Here is a 3,179-nt window from a genome sequence, read left to right on the forward strand (position 1 = left end):
AGTTCGCCATCACAAACACACATACCCAGATTCGCTGCACCGTGCAAACGAGGCAGCTACCGAATTTCTTGACGACCATAGAGCGTTGGAACCACCTGATCCCATCCCGAACTCAGCAGTGAAACGATGCATCGCCGATGGTAGTGTGGGGCTTCCCCATGTGAGAGTAGGTCATCGTCAAGATTCATTCCCAAAACCCCTGGTCGCCTCGCGATCAGGGGTTTTGTCTTTTGCGCATCTGAAACGGCACGCGTCGAGCCACAGGCTTCGAGTGAACAGATCCGGGGCGCCAGTAACGCTGCTTGCAGCTAATTGCTCAGGATTCATCGGCGGGGCGGTGTTCTATGCAAGGTGGGCGGTCGCCGCTATGATGCGGCCTTACAATGGGGCGAGCGACTCGATGTCCAAGTTGTTAGATCTATTAAAGGATGGTCGCTTCCATTCTGGCGAGGCCTTGGGTAAGGCACTGGGTATTAGCCGCAGCGCCATATGGAAGCAGCTCCAACTTCTGGAGGCCGACCTGGGCCTGGTTGTCCATAAAGTTCGAGGACAGGGTTACCGGTTGGAAACCCCTGTCTCACTGCTTGACGCAGACTCGCTCAGAGCCAGTACTGAAAGGCTCGGCTGGGACCTGGAGCTCCATGAGGTACTGGACTCGACCAATGCCCAAGCCCTGCGCAAGGTAACCCAAGGTATATCCCGCCCATTGCTTGTCTCGGCGGAGCGCCAGGACGCCGGCCGCGGCCGGCGAGGCAGAACCTGGGCAAGCCCTTATGCCGCCAACCTCTATTACAGCCTGGTTCTGCCCATACAGGGGGGAATCAAAATCTATGAAGGGCTAAGCCTGGTCGCGGCAATGGCCGTGGTCGATACCCTTCGCGCAAATGGCATCAAGGATGCCGGGGTGAAGTGGCCCAACGACGTACTAGTCAACGGTCGAAAGATAGCTGGCATTCTGCTTGAACTTGTAGGTGATCCTTCAGACCACTGCCATGTGGTGCTCGGCATTGGGATCAATGTAAACATGCGCACCAGCGAGGCCATTGACCAACAGTGGACCTCGCTTTACTTGGAAACACAACGCCAGGTGGACCGTAGCAGTCTAGCCGGCCATTTGAGCGACTCTCTCGCTGGCTATGTAGCGCGCTTGGAGCGTTGCGGGTTCGCTGGCTTGCGAGACGAGTGGGAGTTCCTGCATCTCTGGCAGAACAAATTCGTGAAGCTGATTTCCGCCCATCATACGATCATGGGCACGGTATTGGGCGTCACCGACCAAGGTGCGCTGCGATTGAGTATAGAAGGGCAGGAGCAAGTCTTCAGTGGCGGTGAGCTCAGTCTGAGGTTAAACCATGATACTTGAGCTCGATTGCGGAAACACATTCATCAAATGGCGCTTGCTGTCGGGAGCCGAAGTCAAGAGCGGAGGTGTTGCAGGCTCAGACGAGGAATTGCTGACGCATCTGGCGGCGAGCCCAAGCCTGCGACCAAGCCGTTGCCGTCTGGTCAGCGTAAGGTCTGAGGAAGAAACCCTCGCCCTGACGAATGCCTTAAAAGAGCGTTTCGGGATAGAAAGTCTGGTAGCGCAGCCTGCGGTCATGCAGGCAGGCGTCAGCAATGGGTACGAAGACTACCAGCGGCTCGGGCTGGACCGCTGGGTTGCGGTGCTGGGCGCCTTCCGGATGGCCAATGGGGCATGCGTCGTCATAGACTTGGGTACCGCGGTGACCTCCGACTTCGTCAACGCCCGGGGCTCGCACCTCGGCGGCTTTATATGCCCAGGCTTGAGTCTGATGCGTAACCAGCTGCGTACACATACACGACGTATCCGCTACGACGATTACTCTGCCGAACAGGCCAAGTCGACTCTGACACCTGGTCGTTCAACTGTCGAGGCGGTGGAGCGGGGGTGTGTATTGATGCTGCGAGGTTTCGTGCAGACGCAGCTGGATCACGCACGCGCCTATTGGGGGGATGATTTCGCGCTGTTTCTTACAGGGGGAGACGCAGTCTATATCGCTGATGCCTATCCTGAAGCCAGGGTAGTGCCGGATCTGGTTTTCCAAGGGCTGGCCATGGCCTGCCCCCTTACTTGAGGTCGTCGGATGCGTTGGTTGTTCCTGCTCCTGCTGGTGCTCAATGGCTGCTACCTGGTGTGGAACCTTCAAGATGCTCCAGTCCGGGCAAAGCAGGTCAGTACAGATACGCGCGCGCGCTCGGAAGACTCCGGGCTACAGTTGCTGAGCGAAGCTGGCGGTAAATCTGCCTCAGGCAAAAGTGTGGAGTGTCAGTTCCTAGGGGGGCTAAGGGACCGGGCTGAGCTCGAAATCCTGGATCAGGCCCTTCAGGTCGCGCAGGTCCGGGCGCAGCGGTATGCCATCCCGGAAGAGGGGGGGAGTTCGCACTGGCTGCGCCTTCCCGCAGGCGAGCGCCTCGCTCGGCATCCAGAGGCCCTTGAAGTGTCCAGGAATATCAATGGCTTAAAGAATGAAATAAATCCATGCGAAGGCATTGCAACGCCTGAATAGTTTGAATAGAATGGCGCCCGCTCAGCAAGGTTGACCACCTGCAGAGTGCTGTCAAAGTAGCTAACCTCAAGATTTTAATGAGAAAAAGCTTGACAGCGAGGGAGGCAGAGTTGAAAATGCCGCCCACGTTCAGGAGGGGTTCCCGAGCGGCCAAAGGGATCAGACTGTAAATCTGACGTCTACGACTTCGAAGGTTCGAATCCTTCCCCCTCCACCAGTTTAGCGAGAGCTGCACGCTCCGCGGGTATAGTTTAGTGGTAGAACCTCAGCCTTCCAAGCTGATGATGCGGGTTCGATTCCCGCTACCCGCTCCAAGTTTGCTGCTGTTGCATAGTGTTACGCTCTTGTAGCTCAGTTGGTAGAGCACACCCTTGGTAAGGGTGAGGTCAGCGGTTCAAATCCGCTCAAGAGCTCCATTTTAGAGGCAGATATGAAAATATCTGCCTTTGTTTTATAGATCATGTGTCTTGCTTAATTCTTCTGCGGGGGATGGTTAGATGGCAAAGGAAAAGTTCGAACGGAACAAGCCGCACGTCAACGTCGGCACCATCGGTCACGTTGACCACGGTAAAACCACTCTGACCGCTGCTCTGACCCGCGTCTGCTCCGAAGTCTTCGGTTCGGCCAAGGTAGACTTCGACAAGATCGACAGCG

At 56.5% G+C, this 3,179-nt stretch carries 3 protein-coding genes, 3 tRNA genes and 1 rRNA gene; all 7 read left to right on the top strand.

All coding sequences use genetic code 11. The annotated features are described in order from the left end of the window. The first annotated feature begins 67 nt into the window (after nucleotides 1–67). Nucleotides 68–183 (top strand): 5S ribosomal RNA (gene rrf, locus BN1188_RS00005). A 217-nt stretch (nucleotides 184–400) separates the two neighbouring features. Then, complete coding sequence (birA, locus tag BN1188_RS00010) at nucleotides 401–1,360, top strand: bifunctional biotin--[acetyl-CoA-carboxylase] ligase/biotin operon repressor BirA (protein WP_040259137.1); 960 nt, start codon at nucleotides 401–403, stop codon at nucleotides 1,358–1,360. Further along, on the top strand, nucleotides 1,350–2,093 hold the full coding sequence (locus tag BN1188_RS00015; RefSeq protein ID WP_040259135.1) for a pantothenate kinase: 744 nt from the start codon (nucleotides 1,350–1,352) through the stop codon (nucleotides 2,091–2,093). Before birA ends, BN1188_RS00015 begins: the two co-directional genes overlap by 11 nt. Nucleotides 2,094–2,657: 564 nt before the next feature. Beyond that, nucleotides 2,658–2,742: transfer RNA gene (locus BN1188_RS00025), tRNA-Tyr, on the top strand. 23 nt (nucleotides 2,743–2,765) lie between these two features. Next, nucleotides 2,766–2,839, top strand: a tRNA-Gly gene (locus BN1188_RS00030). A gap of 26 nt (nucleotides 2,840–2,865) precedes the next feature. After that, a tRNA-Thr gene (locus tag BN1188_RS00035) sits at nucleotides 2,866–2,941 on the top strand. Between the two features lie 81 nt (nucleotides 2,942–3,022). Then, nucleotides 3,023–3,179 (top strand): GTP-binding protein (locus BN1188_RS00040; protein WP_232430874.1); only part of this gene is annotated, 157 nt, incomplete at its 3' end.

It is taken from the genome of Pseudomonas massiliensis, from assembly GCF_000826105.1.
Taxonomy (GTDB): Bacteria; Pseudomonadota; Gammaproteobacteria; order Pseudomonadales; family Pseudomonadaceae; genus Aquipseudomonas; species Aquipseudomonas massiliensis.

Excerpts from the sequence above, each read along its gene's own strand:
- birA (WP_040259137.1), top strand. The coding sequence starts at position 401 with ATGTCCAAGTTGTTAGATCTATTAAAGGATGGTCGCTTCCATTCTGGC.
- BN1188_RS00015 (WP_040259135.1), top strand. The coding sequence starts at position 1,350 with ATGATACTTGAGCTCGATTGCGGAAACACATTCATCAAATGGCGCTTG.